A 25134-nucleotide genomic window follows, 5' to 3' on the forward strand; every position below is an offset into this window, starting at 1 on the left:
TGACTGTGCAACGTATCCATTTCTCCACCGCCGATCTCGCCCGCACCCGGCTGCGGACCAGCGCCGGCCCGCTCGTGGAGACGGCCTTCGCGGCGGGGCTGCTCGGCCGCCGCGTCGGCGCGCCGTACGCGCGCTGGCGGGAACAGGTGGCCAGACGGCTGCCCCCTGGGGCGCCGCGCAGCCGGCAGGGGTCCGGCGCGGAGGTGGACGAACTGGTCCGGCGGGCGCTGGAGTACGGCGGAGCGGACAGCGGGCCGGCCCCGGCACCCCGGGCGCCGGGGGCGGACCTGCCGGGCATCTGGCGCGCGGCCGTGGCACCGTACTGGGGCAATGTGCTCGCCTACCTGGAGGCGGAGTGCGAGGCACGCGGCCGGACCGTGATGGCGGGCGGCGTGGAGCAGTTGCTGTCCACGATGCACCCCCGGATCACCTGGACCTCGCCGGTGCTGGAGGTCCCCGGCGGGCCCGAGGAGGACGTGGTGCTGGGCGGCCGGGGCCTGGCGCTCACCCCCTCGGTCTTCCTCAACCACCGGCCGGGGCACCTCATCGGACCGCGGGAGGCGGGCGGTCAGCCGACCCTGGTGGTCGCCGCCCCGCCGCAGGCCCAGGAGGCGGCGGTCCTGTGGGCCGAACCCGACGAGACCCTCGAGGCGCTGGGGGCGCTGGTCGGCCAGACCCGGGCGGCCGCCCTGCGGGTGCTGCGTGCCGCGTGCACCACCACCGAACTGGCCGACCGGCTCGGCATCTCCCGGGCCGGCGCGAGCCAGCACGCCGCCGTGCTGCGGCAGACCGGCCTGATCACCAGCCGCCGTATCCGCAACTCGATGCTGCACACCGTGACCCCCCTCGGCCTGGCCCTCCTGGACGGCAGGCTCACCCGCCGGCCCGTCCCCTCCAGGGGCCGCAGGCGCGAGCCCTTCGCCCGGGACGCCGTACCGCACGCTTCCTAGTGCTGTGACCAGGAAGGTTCACCGGGTTGGTGGTCGCGTTCGGGGGCCGGAGCGGGTTGTATGTGCGGTGTTCGTCCGACGTCGCGTCAGGGGGCGCGTGGTGGCTGAGTCGGGCAGGGTTCCCAGGCCGGCGAATCAGGAGGGACCAAGGCTGCGGCAGGTCGTGGTTCGCGGCGGGCCGTATCCGAACCCGTTCAGCTGGGCGATGCCCTCGAACCGCGCATCAGCCAAGCAGGCCCGCTCCCAGATGGCTGTCCGACAGCTGCGGGCGAGTACCGCAGGCTGTATCGGTAACTCACCCGCAACTACGCAATCGTTCACTGAAACGACCGCGTCGGCCGTGCTGACATCCCGAGCGGGCCTCGTGTCACTTGCGCCAGAACAGGTGGTGTGTCACGCCGCTCGGGCTGGGCACGACCTCCAGGTGGAACCGGTCGAGCAGCTCCTCGGGGGACTCCCACAGTCGTAGTCCGGACCCGAGCTTCACCGGCGAGACCGCCACATGCAGGGTGTCGACGAGGTCGACCTCGAGGAACTGCCGGATGGTGGTGACCCCGCCGCCGAGTCGGACGTCCTTGCCCTGCGCCGCCTCCCGCGCCTGCTCGAGGACCGTGACCGGGTCGCCGTCTATGAAGTGGAACGTGGTGTCGGACAGCGTGAACGACGGGCGCTTGTGGTGGGTCATGACGAACACCGGGGTGCGGAACGGCGGCTCGTCACCCCACCAGCCGCGCCACTCGTAATCCTGCCAGGGCCCGCGCTGGGGACCGAACTTGTTGCGGCCCATGATCTCGGCACCGATGTTGTGGGCGAAGTCCCGGGTGAAGTAGTCGTCAAGACCTCGGCTCCCCCCGGGGGCAGTGCGCCTGGGCCAGCTTGCCGTGGTGCCGGCCCAGGCGAACAGCCTCCCGGGATCGACGTGGCCGAATGGCCTCTCCAGGCTCTGGTCCTCACCGGCACCGATCCCGTCACTCGAGACGGTGAAGTTTTGGACTCTCAGTAGCTGAGCCATCTGTTTCTCCTGTGTTGTCGACAACGGTGGTGAGACTCTCCGGGCCAAAGAAACTCATCGCTGCGTCCGCGACCGGACAGAAATTGGGCTACCTGCTGCCCTGACCCGGGAGGTACGCCTGGTTGGTCAGGCGGCGGATGTGAGGGGGCGTCCGCCCCAGCGGATGCCCTTCTCGCTGCGGATGCGGGCGCGTTCCTTGCGTTGGGCGGCGAGGACGTCGGGGTGGCGGGCATCGGCGTTGCGCCAGCGCAGGCAGTGGTGCAGGGCCCGGGTCCGGGCCACGTGGTCGGGGTGGCGGGAGTTGGCGAGGGTGAACTGCCGCAGCGGGCCGAAGTGGGCCTCGATCGGGTTGGCCCAAGAGGCTTAGGTCGAGGTGAAGCACGGTTCGACCTTGTTCTTCTTCGCCCAGCGCCGGATGTCCGCGCTGGTGTGGGCGGAGAGGTTGTCCAGGATGATGCAGATCGGTGCGCCGTCGGGTCGGGCGGCGCGGATCGATTTCAGTGCGGCCAGGGTGTTGGCGGTGCCCTCGCGGCGGCGGTTGACGCCCCACAGGGCGTCGTCGCCGACGGAGCAGCAGCAGTGGAAGCAAGCGACGCCGTGGGTGCGGCGGTAGGTCGCCGGGAGCCGGCCGGGCTTGCCCTGCTTCGCCCAGCAGGAGCCCGCGGTGGGACGGATGCCGAGCGGTCCGAACTCGTCGAAGGCGAAGACCCGGTCGGGGAAGCGGTCCAGCACCTGCTCGATGCGGTCGAGTTCGGCGTCGCGGTCGGGGTCGGGGGACTCCTTCCAGGTCTTGGTGTGCTGAAAGGTGATGCCGCGGCGCAGGTAGGCGGCGAGTTTGCGGATTGACCAGTGGGTGAAGGGGTGGCCGAGCTTGGTGGGGCGGGTGGTGGCCGTCTGGACGAGGAAGTCCTCGTCGTCAGGGGTGAGCAGGCGGGGACGGCCTCCCGCCCACTGAGGATCCAGACAGGCCAGGCCGATCTCGTTGAACCGGTGGATCACGTCCCGCACGGTGTCCTCGTCGGCCTGGGCCAGCCGCGCGGTCACCGGGACGCGGTTCCCGCCGGCCGACGCCAGCAGCATCATCGCGCGTCGGTAGCGCACCGGTTCGGTACTGCCCCGGCGCACGATCTGCTGCAGCTTCTGCCCTTCGTGATCGGTCGGTCGGCGTACCCGCACAGGCTCGGCCGCTATGCCTCCAGCGATCGGAACGGACGTCACCGCCCATCCCACCGCTCCAATCGCCACCCCGGCGAACCTTCCTGGTCACAGCACTAGCCGCCGCCCGGGGCGCCCGAGCAGCGCGCTCTCCGCCCCGCCCCGCCGGTCGGACGTCAGGAGCTGGTGAGGACCGACGAGTCGCCGGGCCGCCCGGGTCATCGCGACACGGCGGTCGACTCCGCCTTCGACGGCCCTCCGCGGGATCACGGCGAACCCCCGGCACCTGGTGGGTGCCGGGGGTTCGCCGTGATCGGGGTCAGGCGGCGGGCCAGGAGCGGAACTGGCGCAGGCCGTACAGGAGCGGGGGGCGGGGCTGCCGGTGGCGGATGCCGCGGGCCTCGCCGAACACCGTGACGTGGTCGCCCATCTTCTGGGTCAGCACCACCTCGCAGTCGGCGACCGTGTGGGCGTCCCGGACGAGGTGCGGCCCGGCCGCCTCCGGGGACCGCTCCCAGGGCAGCAGGTCGAAGCGGCGCGGGTCTCCGGAGGCGAAGAGCTCGGCGGCCTCCTGGGCGCCCTCGTGCAGCAGGTTCACCGCGAACCCGCCACTGTCGAGAATGCCTTCCAGGGTGGGGCTGCCGTCACGCAGGCACACCAGGAGCGTCGGCGGCGTCAGGGAGACGCTGCACAGCGACGAGCAGGTCATCCCGCGCGGCGCACCGTCGGGGGCCGTGCAGGTGACGATGCACACGCCGGTGGGGAAGCCGCTCATCATCGCCCGGAAGCCGCCGGGGGTCGCCTGGCGGACGGGTGGTGTCCGGACAGCGGGGTCGGTCATCGCGTACCGCTTTCTGTCGGGAGAGGAACCGGCTCTGCACCGGGCAGGGGGTGCGAGCGATCGAGCAGGTTCAGCAGCGGGCCCGTCATGGCGGTGGTCACCAGCGCCATCACCGTCAGCGCCAGGACCAGGGGGGCGGAGAGGATGCCCGCGCTGTAGCCGGCCTGGACCATGATCAGTTCGGTCAGGCCGCGGGTGTTCATGAGGACGGCGATCCGTGCGGCCAGGCCGTGCGGCCGGCCGTCGAGGCGGGCGCCGGCGTAGGAGCCGACGCACTTGCCGAGGCAGCCGAGGACGACGGTCCAGGCGATCAGCGTCCAGGAGGAGGTCAGGGAGACGTCCTCGAGGAGGGTGATCCCCGAGACCACGAAGAACGTGGGGACGAGCACCCGCCCCGTCCGGGACACGGCCGCCACGGCGTGCGTCCAGGGCGTGGACTTCCCGCCCGGAACGCAGAAGCCGACCATCGCGGCGCCGAGGACGGCGGTCATGCCGAGGTGCTCCATGGCGAGCGCCACGCCGAGGGCCGCCGCGCCGAGCAGCACGGCCGCGGCCGCCGGCAGCCGTGCGCCCAGCCGCTCGGCGGCACGGGTGCGCAGCGCGTACCGCAGGGCTGCCGTGCACAACGCGCCCACCCCGAAGGCCCCGAGGCAGCGCAGTACGTCCATGAGGTCGCCGGAACCGAGACCGACCGCGGCGGTGAACAGCAGCCAGCCGACCGCGTCGATGACGATCGCGGAGGTCAGGGCCAGCCGGCCCGCCGCCGATTCGGCCATCCCGCGGTCCGACAGGATCCTGGCCAGCACGGGCACCGCCGTGATGGACATCGCCACGCAGACCATCAGGACGAACGCGGACAGCGGTGCGTCGCCGCGCGCCGCCGTGTCGTCCGTCAGCCGGATCCAGCCGACCAGCAGCAGGCCGGTGAGCAGCGGGGCGGCCAGGGCGCCCGCGGTCAGCGCGGTCGCGCCGCGGTGCGCCGGCCCGGCCGGCCCGGCTCGCAGTTCGTGGGCCAGACCGACCAGGAAGAACACGAGCCCGGCCTCGGCGGCGAGTCCGACCAGGTGGAGCACCGGGCCGGGCATCAGGGTGCCGAACGTCTCCCGGCCCAGCAGGCCGAGCACGACGGGCCCGGCCAGCAGGCCCAGCGTCACCTCGCCGATGACCGCGGGCTGGCGCAGCAGCCGGGCGGCCGCCCGCCCCGCTGCTGCGATCACCAACAACACGGACAGGGCCGCCACGGCGTGCGGGAGGCGCGGCCACAGGCTGAGGACGTCCATGCCGGGAAGGGTCCTTTCCTCGCCGGGACAGGTCAGCCCAGCCGGGTGAAGTAGTCGTAGGCCGGGGGCAGCACCTTGACCAGGTGCTCCGTCTTCTCCCTGATCCGCTCGAACTCCTGGCGGGCGGCGGTGCCGTCGGACAGGGCGAGCGCCGGTGACGGCGCGAGGTCGATGCCGCCCATGCCGAGGAGGATGCACATGTAGGAGTACGGCGGCAGCCCGTGGTAGTAGGGGAAGATCGACTCCGAGTCCGGCAGCTGGACCTTCCACTTCTCGATGCGCTCGGCGAGCGGGTCGGGGACGGTCCGGGTCTTGGTGTCCCGCCAGTACTGCGTGTCCGACCGCTTCGCCGCGACGTAGTGCAGTACCAGGAACTCCCGTACGCCGTCCATGACGTGGGAGACGGCCTTGTTGTAGAGGTCGCGGTGGACCGGGTTCCAGTCCTCGCCCGGGAAGTTCTTGGCGAGCTGTTCGATGGCGTGGTGGATGAAGAAGATCCCCGTCGACTCCAGCGGCTCGACGAACCCGCTGGACAGGCCGATGGCCACGCAGTTCTTCACCCAGGAGTTCCGGCTGCGGCCGATGCGCATGCGGATGTGGTTCGCCTCGACGTCCGCCGCGGCCGGGCCCACGAACTCCCGCAGGGTGCGCTCGGCCTCCTCCGGGGAGAGGTAGTCCCTCGCGTACACGTACCCGGTGCCGACCCGGCCGGTCAGCGGGATCGTCCAGACCCAGCCGGCGTCCTGGGCCGTCGCGGTGGTGCAGGGCAGGATGCCGCGCCGCTCCATGTCCATCGGCACCTGGAGGGCGACCGCGCTGTCGTTGGGCAGCGTGTCCTGGTAGGAGATGAACGGTTCCTCCAGCGCCTGGTTGAGCAGGACGCCGCGGAAGCCGGTGCAGTCGATGAACAGGTCGCCGGTGAGCTCGCCGTGTTCCGCGGTCCGTACGCCGGAGATCCAGCCGCGCTCGTCGAGTTCGACCTTGTTCACGTCGTCGACGATGTGCCGCACGCCGCGCTCCACCGCGTACCGGGTGAGGTACTTGGCGAGCAGCGCCGCCTCGAACTGGTAGGCGTAGGGGAACTGCGTCTTGCCCTGGTGCTCGGACATGGTCAACCCGTGCATCTCGTCCGCGTCCTCGTCGAAGGGCTGGTCGATGAGGGTGCCGTCGCGGTGGCGGGGGCTGAGCCCGGCGTCGATGACCGACGCCATGACGAAGCAGTCCTTGTCGAACCGGTCGGTGGGGCCCTCCTTGAGCCACCAGTCGGTCAGCGGGAAGCCGTTGACCGACCGCATCTGCTCGAACGGGTGGTAGAAGTAGTGCCCCGGCTCACGCCAGTTCTCGAACCGGACCGCCAGCTTGTACGTGGCGTTGCAGGCCGGCATCCAGTCCTTCTCCTTGAGCCCGAGGAACTCGAAGAAGTGACGGATGTCGCTGAACGTGGCCTCGCCGACGCCGACCGTGCTGACGTTCCCGGATTCGACCAGGGTGATGTCGATGCGGTCGCCGAACGCGGCCTTGAAATACGAGGCCGTCATCCAGCCGGCCGTCCCGCCGCCCACGATCACAACTCTGTTGAGCACGGATGACTCCTTCGGTAGAAATTCCGGGGGTGGCGCCACCGAAGAGTGACTCTAGGCGGACCGCGAACGTGTGCACGAGGTCCTTAAGCGTCCGGTGAACATTGCAGATGAGGGTTATGGGAGAGCTCGCCCGGGCAGGTAATCGACGCGATGTCAGCGCGCTGTCAGAGGGACTCGTAATGCTGTCGGGTGGATCTTCGAAAACTTCTCGGCGAAACACGTGTAGGGTTTTTCTTACACATGAACGCCGCAGGTGACAGCGGGTGCGAAGCCATACTGATGCGTTATGCCGGAGCGGCCGAGATGGTATTTCCCCCGACCGGGTGACTTCGCGCATGATGTGCCATGTCCGTTGTTGACATGGGGGTTCCGACTGTGGAAATCAACGTTCTCGGCCCGCTTTTCCTCTCGTACGAGAACAAGCGGTACACGATGGCCTCGAAGCGGGCGAGCGTGGTGCTGACGATGCTCGCGCTGTCCCCGGGCGTGCCGGTCACGGCCGACCAGCTGGTGGACGAGCTGTGGGCCGACCAGCCCATGGCCAACGCGCGCAACGCGCTGCAGGCCAACGTCGGCCGGCTGCGCAAGCTGCTCCAGTCGATGACGGAGGGCAGCGGCAGCGGGCTGCTGCGGACCGTCAGCAGCGGGTACGTGCTCGACGCGCCCGCGGACACCGTGGACGCGCACCGCTTCCTGGAGCTGGCCGACGCCGGTGCCGCACTGGTCCAGCGCGACCCCGTGCGGGCCATCGACACGCTGGAGGCCGCGCTGGGCCTGTGGCGCGGCCCGGCGCTGACGGACACCTGCGACGGGATGCGCTGCCGGATCCAGGCGGCCCACCTGGAAGAACGCCGTATCACCGCCTATGAGGACCTCACCGCGGCCCAGCTGTCCGTCGACGCGGCGCGGGTGTCCGTCTCCGAGCTGCGGCAGCTGGCCGTGGAGCACTCCGGCCGGGAGCGGCTCAGCGAACTGCTGATGCTGGCCCTCTACCGGGACGGCCGTCAGGCCGAGGCCCTGGAGGTCTTCCACGGGGCGCGCCGCCGCCTCGCCGGCGATCTGGGACTCGAGCCGGGCCGCGCGCTGCACCATGCCTATCAGGCGATTCTCCGGCAGGACGAGACACTCGGCGAGCCGCGCCGCACGCTGCTGGGTTCCGCCCCGGCGATGCGCTGAACTCGGCTCGGCTGTCGTCCCGACGGCCTTTCCCCGGCCCCGCGGAATGATATGGACGGAGTCACTCCACCCTGTTAGCGTGTCGACAGTCCCTGGTTTTCGCCAGGTGGACGTCCGCAGGGGCCGGTCGTGAACGGGGGATACGTGAACGTCGAGTTGCGGCATGCCAGAATCGTCACGGCCATCGATCGCGCCGGGAGTATATCGAAAGCCGCCGTCGAGCTGAATCTGCCGCAGTCGAGCCTGACCGCGCAATTACGGCGGATCGAAAAGGCGATCGGCGGCGAACTCTTCGTCAGGACCCGTTCCGGAGTGACCCCCACCGCTTTGGGCGAGCGGCTTCTCCCCATGCTCGCCGACCTGGTACGGCAGGCCGATCTGGTGGTTGCCGAAGCGACCGCCTATGCCTCGGACGTGTTCCGCTTCGGAAATACGGAATGGACTCCTCCGTCGCTGCGGACGGTACTTCAGGACGCATTGCCCGTCATCGAGGTGCAGACCGAGACCCTCGACCCGGGATCCGCCGTGAAGGCGGTGCGCAGCGGTGTGCTCGACGCCGCGCTCGTGCCCAGCATGGCGCCGGTCGCGTCGGCCGGCGTCCTCGACCTGCCCCTCGCCAAGACGGTCGTCGCCCGCGAACCGGTGTGGCTTGCGGTGGCGCCGCAGCACCCGCTGGCCGGCCGGAGCGCCGTGAGCACGCGGGACCTGTCCGGGCTGAGCTGGGTCCGCTACGCGCGTCACCACTGGTTCCACCCCCTGGAGAAGCACCTGTTCACCAGGTTCGCCGGGACGGACCCCGAGGTGCTGCACTACGTCGACGGCCATCACGAGGCCATGAACTGGGTGCGGGACGCCGGCGCGGCCGCGCTGACCACCCCCACGGGCGCGACCCGGGAGGTGTCCCTGGTGCCGGTCCGCGGCACGCAGAGCACGGAACTGCTCCTGGTGTGGCGCGGTGACTCGCTCGCCCGGGGCACGCTGCGCAGCCTGGTGGAGACGGTGCGCCGCTACTACTGCGCGTACGCCCGCACCATCCCGGCGTACTGGTCCTGGATCGTCGCCCACCCCGAGGAGTTCGCCGAGCTGCGGCCCTTCGTGCCGGCCGCCCCGTGAGGCGGCGGCCGGCAGCGGAACCGGCGACGGGACCTCAGGGCGCGGCCGGTGCCCCGGCCGGACCGGACCGCAGGGCGAAACGGACCGGCAGCAGCGTGGCCGCGACGGTCAGTGCGCCGACGAAGCCCACGATCGACAGGTAGATCCACACCGGGCCGCCGGGCAGCCACGAGCCGGCGAGGGCGAGGGCGAAGGGGACCAGCGTCGCGGCGGCCACCGCGGATCCCAGGACGGTGCCCATGACGGCCACCAGCAGCGCCTCGACCGTCATCATCCGCATGACCTGCCCCCTCGTGGCTCCCACGAGGCGTTGCAGCGCGAATTCCCCACGCCGCTCGGACGCGGCCACGACCAGGGTGTTGACCAGGGAGATCACCGCGTAGCCGATGATGGTCGCGGCCAGCATGTAGTTGATCCACGCGCCGGTCGAGGCGTCCTCGGCGGCGACCTCCGCCTCCGCGGGGCCCGACACCAGCAGCCCGGGACGGGTGTCCCGCAGCGTGCGCAGCGACTCCTGCAGCCGCTCGCCGGACACGCCCTGCCCGGCGAAGACGAGCAGCTGGGGGGCCGGGCCGCTGGTGGAGTGCTCCAGCATCAGGTCGGCGGGCAGGAACGCGGTCCCGGCTCCGCCGGCCGGCTCGTGGGAGGCGACGACCTTCACCGTGACCCGGACTCCGTCGCCGAGCACCGCCACGACGGAGTCGCCCACGCCCCGACCCGCCTCGTCGGTGAGCGAGGCGGGCAGCGCGATCGTGTCACCGCGCAACTCGGCGAAGGAGCCCTGCGCCGCGGTGACGTGCAGGGCGGAGCCGATCCCCTGGGGGGAGACGCCCCGCACGGGCAGTTCGGTGCTGTCGGGGTCCCCATCCGGGCGCGTCACCGCGTCCCGGCCTCCCGCCGCGCCCGCACCCGCCGGGGCCACGACGAAGGCGCCGTCCGGGACGTACGCGGACACGCCCGACACGCCCGGCAGGGCGGCGACCTCGTCGAGCAGCTCCGGGGACAGCCCGCCGGTCGACGAACCGATCACGGCCTGAGCCCCGTCGAACGCGGACGCCGCGTCCGGGGCCGCCTCGTGCTGGCTGGTCTGCAGGTAGACCAGCGCCGTGGCCAGGCCCGTGGCGAGCATCACCGGGGTGACCGCGTCGGCCGTCCGGATCCGCCGGGCACGGACGTTGTCCGCGGCCAGGCGGCCCGCCAGGCCGGAGAAGAGACGCAGCGGCGGGCGCAGGGCGGCGGCGAGCACCCGGGTCAGCCCCGGGCAGACCAGCGCGATGCCGGAGGCCCACAGCATGGCGGACGGTCCGGCCGTGCTGGAGGCGACCGAGGCGGGCATCACGGTGGCGGTGACCACGGCCAGGGCGGTGCCGCCCGCGAAGCAGAGCAGCGCGCACACCAACCGGGGCGCGCTCAGCCAGCGCTGTTGCAGACCCGCTTCGGCGAGGGCGGCGGCGGGCCGGACCAGCGCGGCGCGGCGGGAGGCGATGAAGGCCGCGGCCAGGGCCGCCGCGAGCGCGGCTCCGGCGGCGGCGACCAGGGGGATCCACCCGGCGCGATAGGCGACCTGCGGCGCCACCACGCCGCCGTCGGCGATCTGCTCCAGCATCAGCCGGCCGGCCGTGCGGCCGGGCGCCAGGGCGAGCGCGGTCGCCAGGACGCCGACCACCAGGGTCTCGCCCGCGACCATGCGCCGGATCTGGCCGGGCAGCGATCCCACCGCCCGCAGCAGGGCCATCTCCCGCATCCGCTGCTGGACCAGCACGGCGAGGGTGGAGCCGACGACGAACACCACGACCATGACGGCGATCCCGCCGAACACCGCCGACATCGAGATCAGCCGCGTCGCGCCCTCCAGCGCCTGCGGGAACTCGGCGGTGCCGCGCTCGTCACCGGTCACCGCCCGCGCGCCGGTGTCCTTCAGCACGGGGGCGACACGCTCGCGCAACGCACCCGCGCCGACCCCGGGTTCGGGGAAGACGGCGACGGCGTCGACCTGCCCCCGCGCTCCGAGCAGGCGCGCGGCCTCCGCGTCGGTGAAGTACACCGCCGTCGCGGTCCCGGCCGTGGACCGTACGACACCGCTCACCCGGACCGACGCGGTGCCGCCGGCCACCACGAGCCGCAGGTCGTCACCGGCCTTGAGCCCGAGCCGGCCGGCCAGCCGGGCGTCGAGGGCCGCTTCGCCGGCCCGTCGCGGTGCGGCGCCCGCCACGAGCGGGGCGCCGCTGATCCGGGCGGAGGACCAGCCGTGCCCGGTCAGCTTGCCGCCGCCGGACGCGGTCCGGTCGCCGTCGAGCGCGGTGGCCGCGAACGACACGTCGGGCAGGGCCCGTTCGACTCCCGGCAGTGCCGCGATCCGGTCGACGAGGGAGCCGGGGATCCGGGCGCGTTCCGGCAGCACCTCGTCGAACACCTGGTCGCCGGTGACCACGACGGGGGCGGCGGCGAACCGCTGGGGCGAGGCGTTGGCCCGGATGCCGGTCTCCATGAGGCCACCGCAGGCAGCGACGATCGCCGCCCCGAAGAACAGGGCGACGAAGGAGGCGAGGAAGCCTCCCTTGCGGAACCTCAGGGTCCGCAGGGCCAGGCCGAACATCAGACGGTTCCTCCGGCGTACTGGGCGCCGGGCTGCTCGCCCCACGCGCCGAGGTGGGTCATGCGTTCGGCGATCGTGTCGGCGGAGGCGGCGTGCAGCTCGTCGGCGATCCGGCCGTCGGCGAGGAACACCACGCGGTCGGCGTGGGAGGCGGCCACCGGGTCGTGGGTGACGACGACGGCCGTCTGCCCCCCGTCGCGCACCGCGGCGCGCAGCAGCCGCAGCACCTCCAGCGCCGTGCGGGTGTCCAGCGCGCCGGTCGGCTCATCGCCGAAGATGACGGCCGGGTTCGTGATCAGCGCGCGGGCGATGGCGACGCGTTGCCGCTGGCCGCCGGAGAGTTCGTCCGGCCGGTGCCCGCGGCGGTCGCCGAGCCCCACCTGCTCCAGTACCCGCTGCACACCGCCGCGTTCGGGCCTGCGGCCCGCCAGGCGCAGCGGCAGGGTGACGTTGTCCTCCACGGTCAGCGCGGGCAGCAGGTTGTAGGACTGGAAGACGAAGCCGATGCGCTCGCGGCGCAGCCTGGTGAGCTTCCGCTCGCCCATGCCGGACAGTTCCTGCCCGTCCAGGACGACCGAGCCCGACGTCGGCCGGTCCAGGCCCGCGGCGCACTGCAACAGCGTGGTCTTGCCGGAGCCGGACGGCCCCATCACTGCGGTGAAGGTGCCGCGGCGGAAACCGATCGACACGTCGTCGAGCGCGGCCACCCGGGTGCGCTCGGTGCCGTAGTCCCGGCGCACCCTGCTCAGCACGACGACGTCGTCGGCGCCGTGCGGCGGTGTGCTGTTCATCAATCGGTCTCCCTGGTCGCTGGGGTGTGGCCGGCCGTCGGCCGGCGGCTCGGGTGCGCGGGTAAGGGACTCAGCCCTCGTCGACACTGCGCAGCAGGAACTCCACGGCGCACAGGCGGTCGGTCATCTGCCGGAGCTCCGCTTGCAGCGCCTCCTGCCGGGCCACGGCCTCCTCGGCCAGCCGCCGGTACCCGGTCATGGCCACGGCGTCCGTGCGATGCCGTTGGAGGGTGAAGTAGGCGACCGTGCTCATGCTGATGCCGAGGACGACGATCAGGATGATGAAAATGGCGATGAACCCGCCGCTCATGTCGGGAGTTCCCTTCGACTCGGGTGGGTGGCTCGCGCGCTCGCGGCATGGCAGGCGTCCTCGGTCCCCGCGCCGCCCGCCGGACGCCCACTGCCGGATCGCCCGTGCGGTGCCGGGCACAGCCGGACGTCCACGGGGGCGCCGCACGCCCGCGGGCCGAGTGCCGCGACGGCGAGCACGGCGCCCGGCCCGACCAGGGGAGCGGCGACCGCCAATCCCGCGCGGTCCGGCCGGCCGGCCGGACGGGACAGCGGCCTGAGCCGGTGCACCGGCGCGTACGGCGGCGGCCAGTGGCGCGGCAGCGGTCCGGGCCGCTCCAGGCCGCCCCGGGCGAGGCCGGTCCCGCAGGCCTTGCCCATGGCCTCCTTGTGCGTCCACAACCAGAAGAACGCCAGGTCGCGCGCGTGTCCGGGGCGGGAGCGCAGCCAGTCGGCCTCGGCGCCGCCGAACCACCGGTCGGCCAGGCGCTGCGCGGCCACCGGCCGCGGCACCTCCACGTCGACCCCCACGGGCCCCAGGTCCGTCAGCGCCAGCGCGGCGACTCCGCGGCCGTGACTCAGGCTCACCCGCACGTCGTCCCCGAGCCCGGTCAGCAGCGGGCGGCCACCGGGCTCGTGCCCCAGGCGCAGCCCATCCGGCGCCATGCCGAGCACACGGGCCGTCGCCGTCAGCAGCGCGGTGCGCGACGCGGCGTCGTCCAGCCCCGGGGTGGGAGTGACGACGACGGTGATCCGGCGGGATGCGAGGCGGGGGCTCAATGCCTTCTCCAGGCGGGGCGGACGGGCGTGAAGGTGTCGGTCGACCACCTTGACGCGGGCGGCCGCGGCCCACCAGGTGTTTCAGCCAGCGCCGAACAACGCAGGGGACGGACGCTTCCGAACAGGCCGGGCGTGCCGTCGGTTTCCCTGTCCGCGCGAGTCAGCAGCGCGTCAGTTCCGTGTCAGCGCCGCCGAGAAGACTCCTGACCGTCCGCTCCACCACGTCACTTGGAGGCGAAATGCCCAGCACGGTCGCCATCACCGCCGAACAGCGCGCCCAGATCAAGGAGATCGTCTGCGAGATCCTGGAGATCGAGCCCGCCGAGGTGACGGACACCAGCCTCTTCAAGGAGGACCACAACGCCGACTCCCTCGGGGCGATCGAGATCCTCTCGTCCCTGGAGCGCACCTTCCAGATCGAGATCGACCAGACCGAGCTCGTCCGGATGGTCAATCTGGACGGCGTGGTCGCCGTCGTCCAGGAAGGCCTGTCCAAGTAGCCGCCCCGCGCGGACGCCGACAGAGATGCCGACAGAGGGGACACCGATGAGCAGCGAGCGCAGGCGACCGCACCGGGTCGTCGTCACCGGTCTGGGAACGGTGACCAGCATCGGCACCGGAGCCGCGGAGTTCCTGTCCGGGCTTCGCACCGGCCGCAGCGGCGTCAAGCCGATCACGTCCTTCGACACGACCGGATACGCCTACGCCAACGGCTGCGAGATCGACGGCTTCGACCCGGCCGAGTGGATCGAGAACATCGATCCGAAGGAGCTGGGCCGGGCCGGCCAGTTCTCCGTGGCGGCGGCCCGGATGGCCGTGTCCGACGCGGGCATGGGCCTGGACGAGCTCCGCTCCCGCCGGGTGCTCGTCTCCGTCGGCACCACCGACGGCGAGTCGCACGACCTCGACGGCCTCATGGCCGCCCAGCTCGCCTCCGGGCCGGAGCAGCTGGACCCGGTGGTGGCGCGCCGGTCCGCCGCCGGGCTGCTGTCCAGCAGCATCGTGCGGGAACTGGAGCTGCGCGACGTCGAGGCGGTCACCATTCCGACCGCCTGCGCCGCCGGCAACTACGCCATCGGCTCCGGCTTCGACGCGATCCGCTCCGGCGAGGCCGACGTCGCCCTGTCCGGCGGAGCCGACGCGGTGTGCCGCAAGACCTTCACCGGCTTCTACCGGCTCGGCACCATCGCCCCCGAGGTGTGCCAGCCCTTCGACGCCGACCGCCGGGGCATCCTCACCGGGGAGGGGGCCGGCATCCTGCTCATGGAGAGTCTGGAGTCCGCCCTGGCGCGCGGTGCCCGCATCTACGCCGAGGTCCTGGGCTACGGGCTCAACTGCGACGCCCACCACCCGGTCGCCCCGGACCAGGACAGCCTCGCCGCCTGCATCGAACTGGCCCACCGCAACGCGGGGGTGAAACCGGAGGACATCGACTTCATCTCGGCGCACGGCACCGGGACCAAGGCCAACGACGTCACGGAGGCCGGGGCCATCCGCCAGGTGTTCGCCGAGCCGCCGCCGACCGTCTCCATCAAGTCCATGCTCGGCCACACCATGGGCGCCGCCAGCGCCCTCGCCTCGGCCGCCTGCGCGCTGGCCATCACCGAGGGGTTCATCCCGCCGACCATCAACCACCGGCGGACGGACCCGGAGTGCGGCGTCGACCCCGTGCCCAACGAGGCACGCGCCGCCGACGTACGGATCGTGCAGAACAACGCACTGGCCTTCGCCGGCAACAACGCCGTGGTGATCCTCGGCAGATACGAACAGGGCACGGCCGCATGACAGCCGTGACCCCGCGGCTGCGCAGGCCCGCCGCCCACGACGACCCGCTGCGGGTGCTCCTGCTGCACGGGCTGGGCGGCAGGCCCTCGGTGTGGGACCCGTTCGCGGCCCGCGCCGACGGGCGGCTGGAACTGTGGGACGTGGAGCTGCCCTGGCGGGCCATGACCGGCAGCGAGGGCTGGGGCGCCCTGCCCCAGCCCGCCCAGTACCTCGTCGACCTGCTGGAAGAGCCGCCGGGTCAGCCGTACGACGCGGTCGTCGCGCACTCCTACGCCGCCAACCTGCTCACCGAGGCCAGTGCCGCCGGGCTGGTCGCGCCCCGGCCCACGGTGCTGATCAGCCCCTTCTACCGGTCCAGCCCGCGGGACTTCGACTGGTCGGTGATCTCGTACTACCTCAACGACTTCCACCGGGTCTTCGAGGAGGCGCTGGAGGTCGGCGGGACCGCGCGGTTCGCCAAGGCGCACCGGGACTGGATGGCCCTCCGGCTGCGCGACCAGATCGGCCCCTACGGCTGGATGCGGTTCTTCGAGTCGTACCTGCGCACGCCCTTCCTCGACCTGGGGGCGGTCCGCTCCCCCCTGCTGGTGCTGTCCGGCGAGAAGGACATCGCGGCACGGGCCGAAGACGGCCGGGCGCTCGCCGGGAGCGTCCCGGGAGCCCGCTTCGAACTCCTCGACGGATGCCGGCACTTCCCCATGGTGGAGAACCCCGGCCTCGTCACCCGCCTGGTGGGCGACTTCCTCGCCGCAGGCCCCTCTCCCGCGCGGCACGCCGCCGCGGCCTCCCATTCCCGACTGGAGATGACATGAGCGTCAGCACCGCCGCCACGGACGGCTCGACCCGGCTGGAGATCCGGCCCCGCTACGAGGGGTCCAACATCTGCACCTGGATCGGCTTCAAGCACGTCAACTACATGGTGGAGGAGGCCGTCTACGACCACCTGCGGCAGCGCGGCTTCCCGGCCGGCCGGCTGTACGAGCGCCACGGCCTCGGCGTCGACATCACCGACATCGACACCAAGATCCGCACGGCCTTCCACATCGACGACGTCGCCACCGCCGTCGTCCGTCCCGCGCCCGGCAAGGGCGACGGGCAGCGGTTCGTCGTCGAGATGACGGTGCGGCGCGACGGCGAGCCCGTGAAGGCCGTGGTGTCCAAGGTCGCCGTCCAGCTGCGCCTGGACCCCCGCGGCCACGAGGTGGAGGAACCGCCCGCCGAACTCGCGGAGTTCGTCGTCGACCGGCTCGGCGCCGGTGCCGGTTCCGGTGCCGAGCCCGTCCCGGTGCAGCCCGGCACGGACCCGCTGGAGCAGCTGACCGCCGGCCGCAACGCCTTCGGCTGGGCCTGGCGGATGCCGTACTTCTACTGCCACTTCACCGAGCGCGTGCAGATGTCGGGCTACCTGCGGCAGATGGAGGAGGTCGTCGACCTCTTCCTGGAGGACCGCGGGGTCTCCATCAAGACCCTGCTCGACGAGCAGGACTGGATCCCCGTCGTCCCGCACTCCCGGATCACCGTCCTCGACGAGGCCCGGATGGAGGAGACGCTCTACACCGTCTTCACCGTCGAGAACATCTTCAAGCGCTTCACCTACACCGCCCGCATGGACACCTACGTGCTGCGCGACGGCATGCTCGTGCCGACCACCACCGGCCGCATCACGCACGGCTGGGCCGTCATCGAGAACCGCCGCGACTGGAGCCTGGTCGACTTCGACGACCGTCTGATCAACGCGCTCAGCGGCAAGGCGGGCAAGGCGGTCGGCCGGGGGACGGCATGACCGCCGCCGGCACCCTGGCCGAGGCGGCCGGGCCGGCGAGCGGACCCCCGGCCACCGGCGACCTCGTCCTCTCCGCCTGGTCCGCGGTGTCGCCGTACGGGGCCGGCGCCGCCGCGTACGGCGCCGGGATCCGGGAAGCCGCGAGCGCGCTCGCCGCGCTCGACCACGACACCTGCCCCGGACCCTACGCACAGGCCGGCCTCGTCCCGGACTTCACCGCCGCCGGTGCCCTCGGCAGGAAGGGCACCCGCACCATGGACCGGGTGACCGCGCTGGCCGTGTCCGCCTTCGGGCAGCTGCTGGAGGGCTGCGGTCCCGCCCTCGTCGAGCGTCCGGAACGCGTCGCCCTGGTCCTGGGCACCGGCTCCGGCAGCGTCCAGAGCATCATGGACTTCACCCGGGACTCCCTCACCGGGGAGCGCCCGTACCTCGTCGACCCGGCCCGCTTCCCCAACACCGTGATGAACCGCGCGGCGGGCCAGAGCGCCATCTGGCACGGCATCAAGGGACCCAACACCACCATCGCGGGCGGCTGGCTGACCGGCCTGCTCGTCCTCGGCTACGCGGCACGGCTGTACCGCGGCGGGCACTGCGAACGGGTGCTGTGCGGGGCCGCCGAGGAGTACTCGACGCAACGGGCCTGGCTGGAGTGGCACGCCGCCGAAGGCGGCCCGCGTCCGCCGCTCGGCGAGGGCGGCACGGCCTGGCTGCTCGAACCGGCCGCCGCCGCGCACGAGGCGGGCCGCACCCCGCTCGCCCGGCTGCTGGGCACCCGCTTCCGCGCCTACCACCGGCCGGAGCAGGCGGGCGAGGCCCTGACGGAGTGCGTACGCGCCCTGCTGGACGAGACCGGGGCCGACGCCGCACGCGTCCGCTTCGCCGTGCCGCTCGGCGCCGACGGGGAGGAGGACGCCGTCCGGCACGCCCTGCCCGCCGGCGCCGAGCCCGAGTGGATCCGGTGCCGGCCGCTCCTCGGCGACACCTCGGCCGCCGCCACCGGCTTCCAGACCGCGGCAGTCCTCGCCCTGGCCGGCGAGGGCCGGCTGCCGGACGGGGCGCTCGCCCTGGTCACCGGCATCGACCGGGACGGCACGGTCGGCTGCGCGCTGCTCGGCGGATGAGGAGGACGACCATGACGCTCGAAGAGGCGCTCGGCCTGACCGGAGCCCACCCGGGCCCGGCGGACGGCCCGGCCGCGCCGCGGCCCGCCGAGGAGACCGTCCGCGGACGGGTCACCGTGCCCGCCGACGACCCGTTCCTCGCCGGGCACTACCCCGGCTTCCCGCTGGTGCCGGGTTTCAGCCTCGTGCAGTACGTCTACGACCTGGCCGCCGGCGCCGGCGTGCCCCGCGACCACCCCGTCGTGGTGAAGAAGGCGCGCTTCCTCAGCCCCGTACGGCCGGGCGAGGAACTGCTCGTCGAGGCGCGGATCGAACGGTCCGGGGACGGCATCCGGGCGATCGCGGCGGTCAGCGCGGACGCCCGGCCCGCCGCCGAGATCTCCCTCCACTACCCGCAGGAGAAGCCGTGAACACGACAGCCCCGGTCACGTCGGTCATCCCGCACCGCCCCCCGGCGCTGCTGGTGGACCGCGTGGCGGAGGTGGAACCGGGGCGGCGGCTCATCGCCCACCGGTCGGTCGGCGCCGCCGCACCCGGCTTCCACGCCCTCGACGGCGGGGCGGCACGGGACGAGCGGACGTACCCGCTGGGGATGCTGCTGGAGTCCTGGGCCCAGGCCGCGGTGCTGCTGGCGTGCTGGGAGCGGCCCAACCCGGACGTGCTCGCGGGGAGCGTCGCCCTGCTGGCCGGGGTGCGCGACGCGCGCGCGATCGCCCCCGTCGCCCCGGGCTCGCTCCTCGTCCACGAGGTCCGGATGGTCCGGGACCTCGGCGACACCGTCATCACCGCCGGCGGCAGCACCGTGGCCGGCCGGCCCGTCCTGGAGGTCGGGCAGCTCACGCTCGCCCTGCGCCCGGCCCCGGCCCGGGCGGCCGGGGCCGAAACGACAACCGACGAGAGGTCATGATGTCCGCAGACACCCGGCGCGTCGCGCTGGTCACGGGAGGCTCCCGCGGGATCGGCCGCAGCGTGGTCCAGCGGCTCGCCGCCGACGGTTTCGACGTGGCCTTCTGCTACCGGTCGCAGGAGGAGGAGGCGCAGGCCGTCGCCAAGGAGGCCGAGGCGGCCGGCGCGGCCGTGCTGACGCGCCGCGTCGACGTGGCCGAACAGTACGAGGCGGAGGACTTCGTACGGGAGACCGAGCGGGAACTCGGGCCCGTCCACGCCGTGGTGTCCTCGGCCGGCATCGTCCGGGACAACCCGCTCGTCATGCTCAACGGGCAGTCCTGGCAGGAGGTGCTGCGCGTCAACCTCGACGGCACCTACCACATCTGCCGCGCCGCGGTGTTCGCCATGCTGAAGCGCAGGGCCGGCACCGTGGTCACCATGTCCTCGGTCGCCGGCGTGTACGGCAACGCCACGCAGACGAACTACTCGGCGTCCAAGGCCGGCATCATCGGCTTCTCCAAGGCGCTGGCCAAGGAGGTGGCCCCCAGGGGCATCCGCGTCAACACGGTCGCCCCGGGCTTCATCGAGACCGACATGACGTCGGCGCTCGGCGAGGGCGCGAGCGGAAAGCTGGCCGAGCGGATCCCGCTGGGCCGGTTCGGCCGCCCCGAGGAGGTCGCCGACCTGGTGTCCTTCCTGGTGTCGGAGCGCGCCTCGTACATCACCGGCCAGGTGCTGGGCGTCGACGGCGGTCTGGTGATCTGACGTGGCGGCCGGCCGGAAGACCCCGAGGTTCTACTTCTCGCTGCGCAGCCCCTACTCCTGGCTCGCCTACCGCGAACTGCTGGAATACCACCCGGACATCGCCGCCGCGGTCGAGTGGCGGCCCTTCTTCGAGCCCGACGCGACCAGCGAGCGAATGCTCGCCGAAGCCGGCGGCACCTTCCCGTACACGCCCATGTCCCGCGCCAAGCACCTGTACATCCTCCAGGACGTCGGGCGCATCGCCAAGGCCCGGGGCATCTCCCTGACCTGGCCGGTGGACCGGGCGCCGGTGTGGGAGGTCCCGCATCTGGCGTATCTCGTCGCCCTGCGCAAGGGGCGCGGCCCGGAGTACGTCGCGGCGGCCTACCGCGCGCGCTGGGAGCAGGGCCGGGACATCTGCGACCGGGCCGTCGTCGCCGGCATCGCCACGGAACTCGGGCTGGACCCGGCGCAGTTGTCGGGTGCCGCCGACGACCCGGAGCTGCGTCGGGAGGGGGTCAGGCTGCTGCTGGACATCGACGCGGACGGCGTGTTCGGCGTCCCCTTCTTCGTGCACGGCCACAGCCGCTTCTGGGGACTCGACCGGCTCCCGGACTTCGCGGTCCACCTGCGGGAACGCCTGGTCCCCGCCCGGAGCATGCCGGAACCGGCCGGCGCGGCGGCCGGACTCGGCACGCGAACGGCCGACGACGGACACGCGGGGGGCTGCGGATGAGCGGGCCGCGCCCGGCCCCCGGGAGGAACCGCTCGTGACGGGAGGGGGGCCGCCGTGAGGAGTGTCCTGGACGACATCGTCGAGGGCGTGCGCGAGGACCTGGAGGAGCGCCGGCGCCGGGTTTCCGTACGGGAGCTGCGCGAGCGGGCGGCGTGCGCCGGGCCGGTGCGGGACTGCGCCGCGCTGCTGCGGGGCGGCGGCGGCACGGGGGTGATCGCCGAGGTGAAGCGGGCCAGCCCGTCCAAGGGGGCGCTGGCCGCGATCCCCGCCCCGGCCTCGCTCGCGGCCGACTACGCGGCGGGCGGTGCCAGAGCGGTCAGCGTGCTGACGGAACGTCGCAGGTTCGGGGGCACGCTCGCGGATTTGGACGAGGTGCGCGCCCGCGTGGACGTGCCGGTGCTGCGCAAGGACTTCGTCGTCGGCGCCTACCAGCTGTGGGAGGCCCGGGCCCATGGCGCGGATCTCGTGCTGCTGATCGTCGCCGCCCTCGAGCAGCCGCTGCTGGCCGACCTCGTCGCGCAGGCCCACACGATCGGCCTCACGCCGCTGGTGGAGGTCCACGACCCGCGGGAGGCCGAGCGGGCGGTGGCCGCGGGGGCCCGGGTCGTCGGCGTCAACGCGCGTGACCTGCGCACGCTCGACGTGGACCGCACGACGTTCGCCCGCGTCGCGCCGCAGCTTCCCGATGACGTGGTGAGGATCGCCGAGTCGGGCGTCCGCGGCCCCGCGGACGTCGCCGGGTACGCCGCCCGGGGGGCCCACGCGGTCCTGGTCGGCGAGTCCCTGGTGACCGGCGGCGATCCGCGCCGGGCGGTGCGGACCCTGACGGCGGCGGGCCGCCACCCCGATGCGCCCCGCCGCCCGCCCCGGCCACCGACGGCTCCCGACACCACCGGACCGTGAACCCGGCCGGCTGCGGCCGCTGGGGGCTCGTGGTGCTGCCGGGCGGTGGCCCGGTCGGCGGCGGCGACAGCCGGCCCCTGGTGGGGCCGGGCCGTGGTCCGGTTGTTCCGGTGCGGTGGTCCGTGGGCCGGGTGAGGCCACCGCGGGTGCTCCTCGGGGTCGGCGTCATCGGTCCGGGGGACCGGCGTCGCGCCATGGGCCGACTGCCCGCCCCCTCCGCCTGCCGCGCTGCGGTGACCGGCGAAGGGCCCGACGCCCCGGGCGCTCGGGCCCTTGGAGTCAGCCTGCCGAGGCCCGCTTCGCCGTGACCGTCGTCCAGCGGTCCAGCGTGGCGGCTGCCGCGCCGGAGTCGATGGCGTCGGCGGCGCGTTCCAGGCCCGCGGCCAGGCGCTCGGTGACCGGGCGCGGGGAGGGGTCCAGCGCGGCCAGACCCGCCGCCGCCGACAGCAGCACCGCGTCCCGTACGGGCCCGCGCGTCCCGGCGAGGACGTCGAGGGCCACGCGCGCGTTGTGGCCGCGGTCGCCGCCGCGCAGGGCGTCGGCGGCCGCCGTCGGAACGCCGATGTCCCGGGGGTCGAAGCACTCCTTTCGCACCTCGCCGCCGTACACCGACCAGACCGTGGAGGTCGTGGTGACCGTCAGTTCGTCCATCCCGTCGTCGCCCCGGAAGACCAGCGCCGACACCCCCCGGCGGGCGAGCACACCGGCGAGCAGCGGGGCGAGCCGCGGGTCGGCGACGCCTACCGCCAGGGCGGCGGGCGCGGCCGGATTCACCAGCGGGCCCAGCGCGTTGAAGACCGTCCGGATGCCGAGTTCCCGGCGCGGCCCGGCCGCGTGCCGCAGCGCCGGATGGAACAGCGGGGCGAAGCAGAAGGTGATGCCCGTCTCCTCGGCCACCTCCGCGAGCTCGGCCGGCGCGAGCTCCAGCGCCACCCCCAGCTCCTCCAGCACGTCCGCCGAACCGCACGCCGAGGACGCCGACCGGTTGCCGTGCTTGACGACCCGGGCGCCGGCGCCGGCCGCCACGATCGCCGACATCGTGGAGATGTTGACGCTGTTCGAGCCGTCCCCGCCGGTCCCCACGATGTCCAGCACGGGCCCCGGCACGTCGAGCGGCACGGCATGCCGGTACAGCGCCCGCACCAGCCCCTCGATCTCCTCGACCGTCTCGCCCTTGGCCCGCAGCGCCACCATCAGCCCGGCCAGCCGCACCGGCCCGGCCGTGCCCGACATGACGTCGTCCATCGCCCATTCGGTGTCCTGCGTGGAAAGACTCCGGCCGTTCAGCAGCGTGTCCAGTAGGTCCGGCCAGGTGCGACTCGGTGACGTGGCGCTCATGGAATTCTCCTCGCCCGGAATCCGAAAACCTGTCGCCTGTCAGTCTGCTGATTCTCCGGCAGGTGTTCCAGACCACTGTCCACCGAGAAATACGGTCCAATTCACCGACGGTCCGATTCAAGGGAGGGAAGGGCCGTGGCGCTGCACATGTCCGTCGAGATCGTCAGGGATTCGGAGGTTTCTCTGACGGCCCAGATCCAGCGGTTCATCAAGAAGGAGATAGCGGAGGGAATTCTGCACCCCGGCACCCGGCTGCCCTCCAGCCGGGCCCTCGCCGACGACCTCGACGTCTCGCGCAGCGTCGTCGTGGAGGCCTACGGGCAGCTCGTCGCCGAGGGATACCTGGAGGCGGTCCGGGGCGCCGGCACCCGCGTGGTGCCGCACCTGGACAGGCCGGCGGTCGTCCCCGCGCTGCTGGACGCGGACCGGGCGCCCGCGACCCGCTGGGACCTGCGCACCGGCGGCCGCAACCTGCCGGCGTTCCCGCGCCGCGAATGGCTCGCCTGCTACCAGCTCGTCGTCAACGCGGCCTCGCCCGCGGACCACGACTACCCGCCGCTGGCCGGGGAGCCCGCCCTGCGCACCGAACTCGCCCACTACCTGGGCCGTTCGCGCGGGGTCCGGGCACACCCCGACCTGATCATGGTGGTCGCCGGTTTCGGGCAGGCGCTCGGCCTGCTGTGCGCCGTACTGCCGGGGCACGGAGTGGACCGGCTCGCCGTCGAGGACCCGGCCCACCCGGGTCAGCGCCGGTTCCTGCGGGAGAGCGGGCTGCACCCGGTGCCGGTCCCGGTCGACGAGGAGGGCATCGACGTCGAGGCGCTGGCCGCGACCGGCGTGCGCGCGGTCCTGGTCACGCCCGCCCACCAGTTCCCCACCGGGGTCGTCCTGTCGGCCCGGCGCCGCGAGGCGCTGATCCGCTGGGCCCGGGACGTCGGCGGCTGGATCGTCGAGGACGACTACGACGGGGGCCTGTGGTACGAGCGCAGCCCCCGCCCCCTCGCGCTGCAACGCCTCGCCCCCGACCGGGTCGTCTACGCCGGCACCGCCAGCAAGACGCTCGCACCCGGACTGCGCCTGGGCTGGCTGGCCGTGCCCGGTGACCTCATGGACCCGCTGCTGCGCGGGCGGGCCCGGCACGACCTGGGCACCGAGACGCTCACCCAGCTGGCCTTCGCCGAACTGCTGCACAGCGGCATGTTCGACCGTCATCTGCGGCGTCTCAACGCCCACTGCCGCGACCGCCGGGAGGCCCTCGACGAGGCGGTGCGCCGGCATCTGCCGGGGGCGCGGGTCGCCGGCCGGGCGGCGGGCCACCACGCCTACGTCCAGCTGCCCCGGCACGTCGACGAGGCGGCCCTGGTGAGCGCCGCGCTCGGCCGCTCGGTGCTGGTGCGAGGGGCCTCGGCCTACCACGCCCGGCCGCGGCGGGACGCGCCCGCGCTGGTCGTCGGACACACCCACCTGCCGCGCTCGGGCGTGACCGAGGCCGTCCGCGCAATCGGCACGGCCGGCCACCGGTGAACCCACCGCGACCGGCGCTGATCCCGCACGCCGGTCACCGCCTCGGCCCGCAGCCGTGCCCGCTGCCGCACGCCGGTCACCGCCTCGGCCCACGGGCGCCCCGGCCGTCGTGAGCCGGTCAGCCCACCTGCTCCGGCACCCCGTTCCCGCTCCGTGACAAGAAGGTGCGCAGCATCGTCAGGCCGCCCGTCGTCATGATGCTCTCCGGGTGGAACTGCACGCCCTCGACGGGCAGGGTGCGGTGGCGCAGGCCCATCACGTAGCCGTGGTCGGCGGCGGTCGCGGTGACGGTCAGGGGCTCGGGCAGCGGCTGGGAGACGACCAGGGAGTGGTAGCGCGTGGCCTCCAGCGTGTGGCCCAGCCCCTGGAAGATCCCCGTCCCGTCGTGCCGCACCGTGCTGGTGCGGCCGTGCATCACCTGATCGGCCACCTCGACGCGCCCGCCGTGGGCCAGCGCGATGGCCTGGTGCCCCAGGCACACGCCGAGCAGCGGCACCCGGCCGGCGAAGCGGTGGACCAGCTCCACATGGCCGGACTCCAGAGGATGGCCCGGCCCGGGGCCGAGCACCACCGCGTCCGGGCGGGAGGCCGCCAGTTCGTCGGGGGAGCGGGTCAGCGACCGCACGACCTCGGTCTGCGCGCCGAGCGTGCGCAGGTACTGGTCGATGATGTGGACGAAGCTGTCGTACGCGTCGATCAGCAGGACCTTCATGCCTGTCCTCTTCGTGGGGTGAGGGTGTCCGGGGT

The 25134-nt window shown here is 73.2% G+C and carries 24 protein-coding genes and 1 pseudogene; 14 read left to right on the forward strand and 11 right to left on the reverse strand.

Features of this window, described 5'->3' with window-relative positions; all coding sequences use genetic code 11:
• The first annotated feature begins 5 nt into the window (after positions 1–5).
• A complete protein-coding gene (locus tag ACIBAI_RS07925) occupies positions 6–950 on the forward strand; it encodes an ArsR/SmtB family transcription factor (RefSeq protein ID WP_399031949.1) in 945 nt (314 codons plus the stop codon).
• Between the two features lie 367 nt (positions 951–1317).
• On the opposite strand, the gene ACIBAI_RS07930 is transcribed toward ACIBAI_RS07925, so the two are convergent.
• The 5 genes and pseudogenes from ACIBAI_RS07930 to ACIBAI_RS07950 form a co-directional block, all read right to left on the reverse strand.
• On the reverse strand, positions 1318–1962 hold the full coding sequence (locus tag ACIBAI_RS07930; RefSeq protein WP_399031951.1) for a dihydrofolate reductase family protein: 645 nt from the start codon (positions 1960–1962) through the stop codon (positions 1318–1320).
• A 126-nt stretch (positions 1963–2088) separates the two neighbouring features.
• Positions 2089–3045: pseudogene (locus tag ACIBAI_RS07935) on the reverse strand (IS630 family transposase).
• A 391-nt stretch (positions 3046–3436) separates the two neighbouring features.
• A complete protein-coding gene (locus ACIBAI_RS07940) occupies positions 3437–3958 on the reverse strand; it encodes a flavin reductase family protein (RefSeq protein ID WP_399031953.1) in 522 nt (173 codons plus the stop codon).
• Entirely contained in the window at positions 3955–5238 is a 1284-nt protein-coding gene (locus ACIBAI_RS07945; protein WP_399031955.1) for a cation:proton antiporter, read from the reverse strand. Before ACIBAI_RS07945 ends, ACIBAI_RS07940 begins: the two co-directional genes overlap by 4 nt.
• 32 nt (positions 5239–5270) lie before the next feature.
• A complete protein-coding gene (locus ACIBAI_RS07950; RefSeq protein ID WP_399031956.1) occupies positions 5271–6821 on the reverse strand; it encodes a tryptophan halogenase family protein in 1551 nt (516 codons plus the stop codon).
• A gap of 360 nt (positions 6822–7181) precedes the next feature.
• Between ACIBAI_RS07950 and ACIBAI_RS07955 the strand changes: the two genes are divergently transcribed.
• Positions 7182–7997 carry a BTAD domain-containing putative transcriptional regulator gene (locus tag ACIBAI_RS07955; protein WP_399031958.1) on the forward strand — a complete coding sequence of 272 codons (816 nt, stop codon included), beginning with the start codon at positions 7182–7184 and terminating at the stop codon, positions 7995–7997.
• Between the two features lie 129 nt (positions 7998–8126).
• A complete protein-coding gene (locus ACIBAI_RS07960) occupies positions 8127–9110 on the forward strand; it encodes a LysR family transcriptional regulator (protein ID WP_399031960.1) in 984 nt (327 codons plus the stop codon).
• A 34-nt stretch (positions 9111–9144) separates the two neighbouring features.
• Here ACIBAI_RS07960 and ACIBAI_RS07965 read toward each other — a convergent pair whose 3' ends face one another.
• The 4 genes from ACIBAI_RS07965 to ACIBAI_RS07980 form a co-directional block, all read right to left on the reverse strand.
• Positions 9145–11706 carry an FtsX-like permease family protein gene (locus ACIBAI_RS07965; protein ID WP_399031962.1) on the reverse strand — a complete coding sequence of 854 codons (2562 nt, stop codon included), beginning with the start codon at positions 11704–11706 and terminating at the stop codon, positions 9145–9147.
• A complete protein-coding gene (locus ACIBAI_RS07970; protein WP_399031964.1) occupies positions 11706–12497 on the reverse strand; it encodes an ABC transporter ATP-binding protein in 792 nt (263 codons plus the stop codon). The genes ACIBAI_RS07965 and ACIBAI_RS07970 overlap by 1 nt, the downstream gene beginning before the upstream one ends.
• A gap of 70 nt (positions 12498–12567) precedes the next feature.
• Positions 12568–12807 (reverse strand): hypothetical protein, encoded by a 240-nt coding sequence (locus tag ACIBAI_RS07975; RefSeq protein WP_399031966.1) that lies wholly within the window; start codon positions 12805–12807, stop codon positions 12568–12570.
• Positions 12804–13565 carry a 4'-phosphopantetheinyl transferase family protein gene (locus ACIBAI_RS07980; RefSeq protein WP_399031968.1) on the reverse strand — a complete coding sequence of 254 codons (762 nt, stop codon included), beginning with the start codon at positions 13563–13565 and terminating at the stop codon, positions 12804–12806. The genes ACIBAI_RS07975 and ACIBAI_RS07980 overlap by 4 nt, the downstream gene beginning before the upstream one ends.
• A gap of 239 nt (positions 13566–13804) precedes the next feature.
• Between ACIBAI_RS07980 and ACIBAI_RS07985 the strand changes: the two genes are divergently transcribed.
• The 10 genes from ACIBAI_RS07985 to trpC are packed head-to-tail and all read left to right on the forward strand — an operon-like array spanning position 13805 to position 21525.
• On the forward strand, positions 13805–14065 hold the full coding sequence (locus tag ACIBAI_RS07985; RefSeq protein WP_399031970.1) for an acyl carrier protein: 261 nt from the start codon (positions 13805–13807) through the stop codon (positions 14063–14065).
• Between the two features lie 46 nt (positions 14066–14111).
• Positions 14112–15350 (forward strand): beta-ketoacyl-[acyl-carrier-protein] synthase family protein, encoded by a 1239-nt coding sequence (locus tag ACIBAI_RS07990; RefSeq protein WP_399031972.1) that lies wholly within the window; start codon positions 14112–14114, stop codon positions 15348–15350.
• On the forward strand, positions 15347–16162 hold the full coding sequence (locus ACIBAI_RS07995; RefSeq protein WP_399031974.1) for an alpha/beta fold hydrolase: 816 nt from the start codon (positions 15347–15349) through the stop codon (positions 16160–16162). The genes ACIBAI_RS07990 and ACIBAI_RS07995 overlap by 4 nt, the downstream gene beginning before the upstream one ends.
• Entirely contained in the window at positions 16159–17133 is a 975-nt protein-coding gene (locus tag ACIBAI_RS08000) for a hypothetical protein (protein ID WP_399031976.1), read from the forward strand. Before ACIBAI_RS07995 ends, ACIBAI_RS08000 begins: the two co-directional genes overlap by 4 nt.
• On the forward strand, positions 17130–18254 hold the full coding sequence (locus tag ACIBAI_RS08005; protein WP_399031978.1) for a beta-ketoacyl synthase N-terminal-like domain-containing protein: 1125 nt from the start codon (positions 17130–17132) through the stop codon (positions 18252–18254). The genes ACIBAI_RS08000 and ACIBAI_RS08005 overlap by 4 nt, the downstream gene beginning before the upstream one ends.
• An 11-nt stretch (positions 18255–18265) precedes the next feature.
• Positions 18266–18664, forward strand: a complete 399-nt coding sequence (locus tag ACIBAI_RS08010) for a hotdog domain-containing protein (protein ID WP_399031980.1) — start codon at positions 18266–18268, stop codon at positions 18662–18664.
• Positions 18661–19161 carry a 3-hydroxyacyl-ACP dehydratase FabZ family protein gene (locus tag ACIBAI_RS08015; protein ID WP_399031981.1) on the forward strand — a complete coding sequence of 167 codons (501 nt, stop codon included), beginning with the start codon at positions 18661–18663 and terminating at the stop codon, positions 19159–19161. Before ACIBAI_RS08010 ends, ACIBAI_RS08015 begins: the two co-directional genes overlap by 4 nt.
• Positions 19161–19907: a 3-oxoacyl-[acyl-carrier-protein] reductase gene (fabG, locus tag ACIBAI_RS08020; protein WP_399032222.1), complete on the forward strand. Its 747-nt coding sequence runs from the start codon at positions 19161–19163 to the stop codon at positions 19905–19907. The genes ACIBAI_RS08015 and fabG overlap by 1 nt, the downstream gene beginning before the upstream one ends.
• A gap of 1 nt (position 19908) precedes the next feature.
• Positions 19909–20622 (forward strand): 2-hydroxychromene-2-carboxylate isomerase, encoded by a 714-nt coding sequence (locus ACIBAI_RS08025; protein ID WP_399031983.1) that lies wholly within the window; start codon positions 19909–19911, stop codon positions 20620–20622.
• Positions 20623–20676: 54 nt separating this feature from the next.
• Positions 20677–21525: an indole-3-glycerol phosphate synthase TrpC gene (trpC, locus tag ACIBAI_RS08030; protein WP_399031985.1), complete on the forward strand. Its 849-nt coding sequence runs from the start codon at positions 20677–20679 to the stop codon at positions 21523–21525.
• Positions 21526–21804: 279 nt separating this feature from the next.
• On the opposite strand, the gene trpD is transcribed toward trpC, so the two are convergent.
• Entirely contained in the window at positions 21805–22863 is a 1059-nt protein-coding gene (gene trpD, locus ACIBAI_RS08035; RefSeq protein WP_399031987.1) for an anthranilate phosphoribosyltransferase, read from the reverse strand.
• 135 nt (positions 22864–22998) lie between these two features.
• Between trpD and ACIBAI_RS08040 the strand changes: the two genes are divergently transcribed.
• On the forward strand, positions 22999–24387 hold the full coding sequence (locus tag ACIBAI_RS08040) for a PLP-dependent aminotransferase family protein (protein ID WP_399031988.1): 1389 nt from the start codon (positions 22999–23001) through the stop codon (positions 24385–24387).
• 118 nt (positions 24388–24505) lie between these two features.
• Here the strand turns inward: ACIBAI_RS08040 and ACIBAI_RS08045 are convergent, their stop codons facing one another.
• The gene (locus ACIBAI_RS08045) at positions 24506–25099 is read right to left on the reverse strand and encodes an anthranilate synthase component II (RefSeq protein WP_399031990.1); all 594 of its coding nucleotides are present in this window, start codon (positions 25097–25099) and stop codon (positions 24506–24508) included.
• Between the last annotated feature and the right edge of the window lie 35 nt (positions 25100–25134).

Origin of the sequence: Streptomyces sp. NPDC051041 (assembly GCF_044456065.1) — a bacterium.
Lineage (GTDB): Bacteria > Actinomycetota > Actinomycetes > Streptomycetales > Streptomycetaceae > Streptomyces > Streptomyces glaucus.

Excerpts from the sequence above, each read along its gene's own strand:
- ACIBAI_RS07930 (WP_399031951.1), bottom strand. The coding sequence starts at position 1,962 with ATGGCTCAGCTACTGAGAGTCCAAAACTTCACCGTCTCGAGTGACGGG.
- ACIBAI_RS07940 (WP_399031953.1), bottom strand. The coding sequence starts at position 3,958 with ATGACCGACCCCGCTGTCCGGACACCACCCGTCCGCCAGGCGACCCCC.
- ACIBAI_RS07945 (WP_399031955.1), bottom strand. The coding sequence starts at position 5,238 with ATGGACGTCCTCAGCCTGTGGCCGCGCCTCCCGCACGCCGTGGCGGCC.
- ACIBAI_RS07955 (WP_399031958.1), top strand. The coding sequence starts at position 7,182 with ATGGGGGTTCCGACTGTGGAAATCAACGTTCTCGGCCCGCTTTTCCTC.
- ACIBAI_RS07965 (WP_399031962.1), bottom strand. The coding sequence starts at position 11,706 with ATGTTCGGCCTGGCCCTGCGGACCCTGAGGTTCCGCAAGGGAGGCTTC.
- ACIBAI_RS07970 (WP_399031964.1), bottom strand. The coding sequence starts at position 12,497 with ATGAACAGCACACCGCCGCACGGCGCCGACGACGTCGTCGTGCTGAGC.
- ACIBAI_RS07975 (WP_399031966.1), bottom strand. The coding sequence starts at position 12,807 with ATGAGCGGCGGGTTCATCGCCATTTTCATCATCCTGATCGTCGTCCTC.
- ACIBAI_RS07985 (WP_399031970.1), top strand. The coding sequence starts at position 13,805 with ATGCCCAGCACGGTCGCCATCACCGCCGAACAGCGCGCCCAGATCAAG.
- ACIBAI_RS07990 (WP_399031972.1), top strand. The coding sequence starts at position 14,112 with ATGAGCAGCGAGCGCAGGCGACCGCACCGGGTCGTCGTCACCGGTCTG.
- ACIBAI_RS07995 (WP_399031974.1), top strand. The coding sequence starts at position 15,347 with ATGACAGCCGTGACCCCGCGGCTGCGCAGGCCCGCCGCCCACGACGAC.
- ACIBAI_RS08000 (WP_399031976.1), top strand. The coding sequence starts at position 16,159 with ATGAGCGTCAGCACCGCCGCCACGGACGGCTCGACCCGGCTGGAGATC.
- ACIBAI_RS08005 (WP_399031978.1), top strand. The coding sequence starts at position 17,130 with ATGACCGCCGCCGGCACCCTGGCCGAGGCGGCCGGGCCGGCGAGCGGA.
- ACIBAI_RS08010 (WP_399031980.1), top strand. The coding sequence starts at position 18,266 with ATGACGCTCGAAGAGGCGCTCGGCCTGACCGGAGCCCACCCGGGCCCG.
- fabG (WP_399032222.1), top strand. The coding sequence starts at position 19,161 with ATGTCCGCAGACACCCGGCGCGTCGCGCTGGTCACGGGAGGCTCCCGC.
- trpD (WP_399031987.1), bottom strand. The coding sequence starts at position 22,863 with ATGAGCGCCACGTCACCGAGTCGCACCTGGCCGGACCTACTGGACACG.
- ACIBAI_RS08045 (WP_399031990.1), bottom strand. The coding sequence starts at position 25,099 with ATGAAGGTCCTGCTGATCGACGCGTACGACAGCTTCGTCCACATCATC.